General features: G+C 64.4%; 4 protein-coding genes. All 4 read right to left on the bottom strand.

All coding sequences use genetic code 11. The features are described 5' to 3' along the window. Nucleotides 1-56: 56 nt before the first annotated feature. Genes AC0KVN_RS27175 through AC0KVN_RS27160 form a run of 4 tightly spaced genes read right to left on the bottom strand, consistent with a single transcriptional unit; the run spans nt 57 to nt 6,401 of the window. Entirely contained in the window at nt 57-959 is a 903-nt protein-coding gene (locus AC0KVN_RS27175; RefSeq protein ID WP_483656757.1) for an ArdC family protein, read from the bottom strand. 44 nt (nt 960-1,003) lie between these two features. Next, nucleotides 1,004-3,229: a site-specific integrase gene (locus AC0KVN_RS27170; RefSeq protein WP_483656756.1), complete on the bottom strand. Its 2,226-nt coding sequence runs from the start codon at nt 3,227-3,229 to the stop codon at nt 1,004-1,006. Next, entirely contained in the window at nt 3,226-5,013 is a 1,788-nt protein-coding gene (locus tag AC0KVN_RS27165; RefSeq protein WP_483656755.1) for a hypothetical protein, read from the bottom strand. The genes AC0KVN_RS27170 and AC0KVN_RS27165 overlap by 4 nt, the downstream gene beginning before the upstream one ends. Continuing rightward, nucleotides 5,010-6,401 carry a tyrosine-type recombinase/integrase gene (locus AC0KVN_RS27160; protein WP_483656754.1) on the bottom strand — a complete coding sequence of 464 codons (1,392 nt, stop codon included), beginning with the start codon at nt 6,399-6,401 and terminating at the stop codon, nt 5,010-5,012. The genes AC0KVN_RS27165 and AC0KVN_RS27160 overlap by 4 nt, the downstream gene beginning before the upstream one ends. Nucleotides 6,402-6,594: the final 193 nt, after the last annotated feature.

Below are 6,594 nucleotides of genomic sequence, written 5' to 3'. Positions count from 1 at the left end.
ATATCCTGACAGTCCAGCCCTAATCTGACTTCCACCGCCAATTTTCCGGACGCGCGTCATGCCGCCAACTCCTCGGGCTGAGGTTGTTGGGCGTGCATCCAGTCGGCTGCCGCCTGTGCCTTGCTGGCGGCGGTGAAGATGGCGCGAGGGTCGTCCTTCAGCACGCGCAACCACGATGCCACGTATGCGGCATGATCGGCGCGCGGTTGGTGGGCGATCCCGAGGTCAGCAAGCACGAACGAAGCTGTCAGTTCGGCGCAGATCTCCTCGATCGCCAGGCTGTCGCGCTTGAACCTCTCGGCAAAATTGCGGTCGAGCCTGTGCTTTGCGCCCGTAGCGTGGCCGGCTTCGTGCAGAAGGGTGCCCATCTGTGCCGATGCATCCCGAAACGCGGAAAAGGTTGGCATGAAGATGTGATCGAGATCGATCCGGTAGTGCGCATCGTAGGCGCCTTCGGTGATCGGAATCTTCAGAGCTGCGACGAATGCCTCGGCATGCGCGAACCGCTCACTCTCGGGCAATACCGCGACAGGAGTGGGTTCATAGCCCTCGACCTGTGCGAGGTTGAACACGGTGAAGGCCCGGGCGAACATGCGGCCGGGGCCGGCTTCGCCGTCGTCATGATCATCATCGGCGCGCGATGCGGCCTGCTTCCAGAACACGACAGTGGTTCCGCGCTCACCCTTGCGGACCTGTGCGCCAAGAGCTGCCCACTGGCGATAGGTCCCCCAAAGACCGCTGGAATAGCTGCTGGCTTCAGCGGCAATCCAGAGCGCGAGCACATTGACACCGCGATAGCGACGGCGGGAGGTGACGTTCTGCGGCCTCGTCGTGGCCGCGCCATCATGGTGCCAGGGCATGCGCCAGTCGCCGGCGCCGGCTTCGATGGCGGAGACAATCTCGGTGGTGATGCGCGAATAGACGTCGGCTCGCGGCGTCGCAGGGTGGGATCGGGACATGGCGGGTCTCCACGACGAGCGGAGGGAAACTCTCTTCCGCTCCTTCAGCCCGTCACCCGAAAACCGGCCTCCTCTCCCTCTCCCGCCACACCGGTCCGAGGTGTGGCGGCACCGGGCGCGATCTGTTCGAGGACCCGCTCGATCCTTGCCACCTCGGCCTGAAGCGTTACCCGCTGCGGTTCTGGAAGCCGCTTCTCGCGCAGCAACAGCCGCGCCTCGTCAGCTCCGCGCTGCCAGGCCGGGCGATGCCGTTCGACAATACAGGCATTGGGGCAGCGGACCGGCTCGCACATGGCGATCATTGGTCCGGTCACACCCGGTTCCGAAATGCGGTTGAGGCACAGGGCAGTTGCCGGATCAAAGAAGCAATCGGCCAGCGGGCCGACATGCAATGTCCGCGCGAGACTGCCGAGCATCGTGCGCAGGCGGGGCCGGTCGGCAATCATGGCGGGTAACGGGGCCAACTCGTGGCCAACAGTGTCGAGCGCGGCTCCGATCCTGTTCGCGGCAGGGCCGCCCAGGCGCGCACCACCTTGCCGCTCGTCGAAGTAGACGAGGATATCGTCGATCTGACCAAGCGCGCGCTGGGCTTCGATCTCTCCCCGAAATCCGGACCGGCTGCTGCCGGCATAGCCTTCAAACGCCGCAACGCTGGCGTGCTTGTACTGGATCATGCCGGCAATCGTCCCAAAGGGCCGGTTGGCGATGTGCCAGGCGATGGTCCGGCGAAACTGGCGTGTGGTCAGACGCCAGGGCGCGCCATTGGGACCGGCAGGAATGATCGGTGCCTGCGCCGTTCCGAACCGGTCGTTGAGATGATCGCGAAACCGGTTGAGTTGCCGGACGATCTCGGCAGAAACATGCGTCTTGGTGTTAACCCGAAGCGCGAGGACCGGCCACAAGGTCGTTGTCCCGCGCGCTAGGCTCGCCCGCGCGGAAAGCCGTTCAAGGACGGCGATGGCTTCGGCAACCGGTGCGATAGTGACCCACTCGGTCTTCTCGCCGCCTCCGCGCTTGCCCTTGTAAGCGGTGGACTTGATGCGATACCGCAAGATCACACCGTCTTCTGCTCTGGTGACGGACAGGCATCCCCGCTTCATCGCCTGGATCTCGCTGTCCCGCATGCCTGAGAGATAGGCGCAGACGATGTAGGCTGCCGACTGCAGCATGACCTCTTCGAGAGCCAGGGCCTTGGCATCGAAGCGGGTGCGCCAGGGCCGGCCAGTATCGGGATCGGCGGAAATGGCCGTATCCATCCCGCCGATCTCTGTGCCGAGTTCTGCGACGGCTGCGGCAATGAGGTCCGGCGCGCCGGTGGTGAGGCTCAGGTGCATGGCCGGTTCGGCCTGCGCGTCGATGCCGGCATGGAGGTGGATCAGGTGGTAGTTGATCGGCGGCGTGACATCGCCGCTTTGCGGATCTGTCCGCGTTGTGCCGTTGTGTGGGGTGGTCCAGATCGGAATCCCGCGCCCTTGTCGCCGCAAGGCGGCAATATGGGTGTTGAGGCGTTGGCGTTGTCGCGACCGTCGATCCGCGTGATCAAGACCTGCCTCAGCGGCAACCAGACGATCGCGCTTTGCTTCAAGGCGATCGAGTTCCGCCCGCGCGGCGAGGATGTCATCTGCATAGCAGGTCACGTAGCGCAGCGACCAGGCGAGTAGCGGGGTGATGATCGCTTCCGGAATGCGCGGCGTCCGGTTCTCTCCGGCGACGTACTTTGCTCCTGCTACCGAGAAAGGGCTGCGTCCCGGCCACGGCTCGAAGGACAGGCGCGCAGTCGGCAGATGGTGCCGCAACTCATGCAGGTCGAAGATTATCCGCAGCAGCGCTGCCGCCGCAACCGGACGCAGTCCGGCAAGGCGTAAAGAGCGGGCGTAGCGATCGACAAAGGACTGATCGACCCGGCCGAGATCGAAACGACCCAGCTGAGCCTTCACGAAGTCGAAAAAGCGTAAGGTACGGTTGGCCTCGCCGCGCACTCCCGCCGGTTCAAGCCGTGAACGGTGGCCGGGTAGATAGGCATTGAGCCGTGCATGGAGAATCTGGCGCAGGGCATCGGCGATGGATGGGTCGTCGATACCATCGAAATGTACCGTGACATGACACCGCCGGGCATTGTCGCGAAACACGCCGGGAGCCAGATCCCAGACCGGATCGCCGTATCGCGAGATATGCGCGCGATCGACCCCAGGGCGGAGCGGTGCGGAGATGAGCACCGGGAGGGCGTCACGTTCATTGCAGCTGTCGGCCAGAAGCTGGAGAGCGGTCATGCGCGGGCCTCGGGTGGCAGGTAAACCATGGGAGGTTCGGCCGCGACCTGCGCCCGGGCCCTTGCCACGACATCGTCGCCGAAGGCGGGCAGGATCTGCTGAACAATGCGGTCACGGGCATGGCCGAACTTGGCTGCCCACTCGGCCGCGCTGAGGCCCGCTCGCTGATCATCGACGAAGGTGAGGAACGCGAGGATGGCGGGCAGCTTGCGCGCGGTGATGACCGCGTTGCGACAATCTAGGCAACCCCAGAACGGCGTGGGGCACGCGGTACCGGCAGATGCAAAGGGACTGGAATAGAAGTTGCCGCAGCTGGCAAGCCAGACGTCCTGTTCGCCGTCGAGAAGTGCGCGCGAGATGCCTTCATAATCCGGATCGGGGCTCGCCAACTCGCCGCTCAGCCGCTCCTCGTCCGAGAGAGGAAGTATCCTTGGACCGGTCAGCGCTTCTTCGAGGGCATCCGCCACGGCCTGCTCGTGCAGCGGTCTGAGTGCTGGAATATCGGCGTAGTGCCTTGCCGCGATCTCGGCGGTATGGCCGACGGCGAAGCGGGCCATGTGCCCTTCAGTCTTGAGGTACCACAAGGCCTTGTGCGTCTTGCGGAGCTGCGAGAGGCGCAGGAATAGCGGTCGACCGGCGTCATCGACAATGCCGTGACGCTGTGTCCAGGCGTCGATCGTCATGCGCGGATGGCGGATACCAGCGGTGATCTCGTTGGTCTGATAATAGACCCAAAGGTTGTCGCTGGAATTATGCACCCTGGCCTTGGCAGAGAGTGCGATGATCCGCCGGATCAGGCCGCCCGGTGTGGATGAGCCGCCATCACGGACCCGGATGGTCTTGTGTTCGGCACCGTGGGCGCGAAGCTTGGTATAGGCGACATCGACGGTGCCGCCCGAAGCGTTGCGCAAGCAGTCGATGGTGAGCGACTTGCAACACTCCAGCTCAAGCCCCGTCTCCAGCGAGAGCAGAACGAGAAGCGGCACGACGTCGTGTGCGGTAAGGTAATGGGCAGCGTGGAGGCTCAGGTTGAACCTTGCACTGCTCAGTTCGCGAATCCACCGCAGCTTATACAGGCTCTGATATGCGGGGTCACGGTAGTGCAGCACGCCGCGCGCGTCGATCGCCGCGTGGGCTTGGCGGTAAGCACCTTCTATCTCCGGCTCCTCGTCGAAGCGCGACCCCGACCGCAAGCGCGCCTCGATCGCAACAAGATCGGCGCGTGCTGCATCGCGGAGTTGGCGAGCGACATACGGACTGTAGGCATCGCGTGGACGGGGGCGAACGTGGGGGTGTGAGCTGACGAAGCGCAGCCGTTCCCGCAAACCAGGATCGACAAGCTCGGGGCTATCGGTCGAGATCCGGCGAAGGACGGAAACCACCTTGGCGACATAGGTCGGCCCGTGCACGCGCGACTTGCCCTTCGCGGCGAGCCACCTCTCGAACCCGTCGATATGGTCGGCGCGAAGGTCTGCCGGGCCGTTGATCCGGTCGCCTGTCCCGGCAAGATAGGCAAAGAAGCTCGGCAACTGTGTGACGTATGTCTTGATCGACGAGCGCACCATGATGGGGCCACGCGGAGCGACCAGCATGAACAGGCCGCGGGCAAAGGCAAGAGCCAGGCCTCGTGGCCGCAAGTCGGTGAAATCCACTAGCAACTCGCCGCCGTATGGCGGATCGATCATGAAGCGCAGCGTGCTGATCTGCGACCATGGATCGGCCTCGGACGCTGTCGTGGCGGCCTCGAAACTGACCTTGCGCCCTTTGCGTGGAGCAGCGGTCATGATGGAAGATAGCCCGGCACGAGTGCCAACAGCTCTTCGACCGCCGCATCGACGGTATCGGCACGCGTGGCGAGGTGATCGAGATAGATCGAGGTCGTGGCGAGGCTTGAATGGCCGAGCAGTCGCTGGACCTGCTGAAGCGGATCGCCGACCAACTGGCGATAACCTTCCATAGCGCCCACCGGTGCCGCCGCCTCGGCAAGGCGGCGCTGGATCAGCATGGCCAGCATGTGGACCGCGAAGGAATGCCTGAGCAGATGGGGGCTGACGCGGACCGGGATGCCGGCATCAGTGCAGCGGCGGCTCGCCCGCGCGAAGATCGCTTCCCACGAGTTGGGAAGCACCGGATGCCCGACCTCGGTCAGCCAGAGCGCCGCTGCTTCGCAGGGCGTGCCATCGTCAGCGCAAATAACAAGCCTTGCGCGTTCATCCGGTGTGACGACCTCCATATCCATCGTGCCACCGCCAACCAGCTGCAATGCGCGCAGCCCGAATGAGGGGCGGTGTATGAAGATCGGGCGGTCGATGGCTTCCCAGCCACGGCGCCTTGCGAACTTGGCGACGGCTGCGGCTCGCTCCACGGCGATATAGGCGTCAAACATCGGCAACAAACGGCGCGGCAGCAATATGCCACGCCCCCTGTCCCCCTTGGTGAGTGCCGCCGGAAGTTCGACCCGCCGCTGCCGTTCCGCGCGGGCGCCGCCAACCGGAATCTCGGCAGTGAGCAGGTGGGATGCCTCTTCCAGTCGCAGGCCGGTGGTGACCAACAGATCGGCGAACAGCGCGTTGCGCGCGCCATTGCGGTCTCGTGCTCCAGGACGCTCTGTTCCCTCTACGGTCAGGCCGCGCAGGCCGACCTCGCGAAAGGCGCGGTAATCGGTGAGATCGATGAAGCGGACATCGGACCGACGGGCCGCGCGTTCATAGGCGTCGTTGCGGCCCGTGACGGCCGCTCGACGCCCTCCGTGCGAACTTCGCCAGACCTGACGGTGGGTAAATGGGGTGCGCTCGATCAGGCCCTCCCGCTCGGCCCATCGATAAAGCTTGTCGAGCGAGGCAATCGCCCGGTTCCACGTCGACGCCGAAACCCGGAACTCAGCGTCACTACGCCGACGTGCCCGATGATAAGCACTGACATCATCGGTATCGGCTTGCCAGACGTCCTTGCCGCGCACGGAGGCAAGGAAGCGAACCCAGACCAGGACATCATACCCGTGGGCGCGCAGCGAGTGGCGCGAACGCGCCCCGTTCAACGGCAGATCGAGGAAGTAGCGGTCGAGGTCTGGATCGTAGATCTCTCCACCTTGCAGGATCACCGGGATGTAGGAGTCCAGGCCATCCGCTGCCCGGCGTTCCTGAATGACGATCGACGTGTCTGAAGTATCCACAGCTTGCCAGTCCCTCCCCCGAACCCCCTCCCGACTCCAGATCGCGCACGTTGCGCGACTGCGGGACGGTGGCCATCAGGCCGGACTACGCCAGCTTATGGATAGCGCTTCATCCGGCCTGATGCCCCCCTGCGTTGTACCAAGAACATACCGTTCAATGGTGCGTCAGGCACGGTGCAGACTGTCCAGATAA

It is taken from the genome of Sphingobium sp. SG1 (assembly GCF_057063145.1).
The sequence above is the reverse complement of the archived record's forward strand: the minus strand, read 5'-3'. Positions and strand labels throughout refer to the sequence as shown.